Source organism: Candidatus Pantoea formicae (assembly GCF_011752625.1).
Classification (GTDB): Bacteria; Pseudomonadota; Gammaproteobacteria; order Enterobacterales; family Enterobacteriaceae; genus Pantoea; species Pantoea formicae.
The window spans coordinates 1-303 of sequence record NZ_VWXD01000051.1 but is presented as its reverse complement, the minus strand read 5'-3'; the positions used below and the strand labels follow the sequence as shown (position 1 = coordinate 303).

Sequence of the window (303 nt, the reverse complement as noted above, 5' to 3'; positions counted from 1 at the left end):
CGACGACGTTGATAGGCCGGATGTGTAAGTGCAGCGATGCATTGAGCTAACCGGTACTAATGACCCGTGAGGCTTAACCTTACAACGCCAGAGGCGTTTTTTGAGAGACGCAACAGATTTTCAGCTTTGTTCAAACGGATTGATTTGCGCGGCCTGCGAGGGCGGCGTGAATAAACAGAATTTGCCTGGCGGCTTTAGCGCGGTGGTCCCACCTGACCCCATGCCGAACTCAGAAGTGAAACGCCGTAGCGCCGATGGTAGTGTGGGGCCTCCCCATGCGAGAGTAGGGAACTGCCAGGCATC

2 rRNA genes are annotated in these 303 nt (G+C 55.4%); both read left to right on the top strand.

Annotated elements, in window-relative coordinates:
• Window positions 1-81, top strand: a 23S ribosomal RNA gene (locus F3J38_RS27855); the annotation flags it as partial.
• 103 nt (window positions 82-184) lie between these two features.
• Window positions 185-300: ribosomal RNA gene (gene rrf / locus F3J38_RS27850) — 5S ribosomal RNA — on the top strand.
• Window positions 301-303 lie beyond the last annotated feature (3 nt).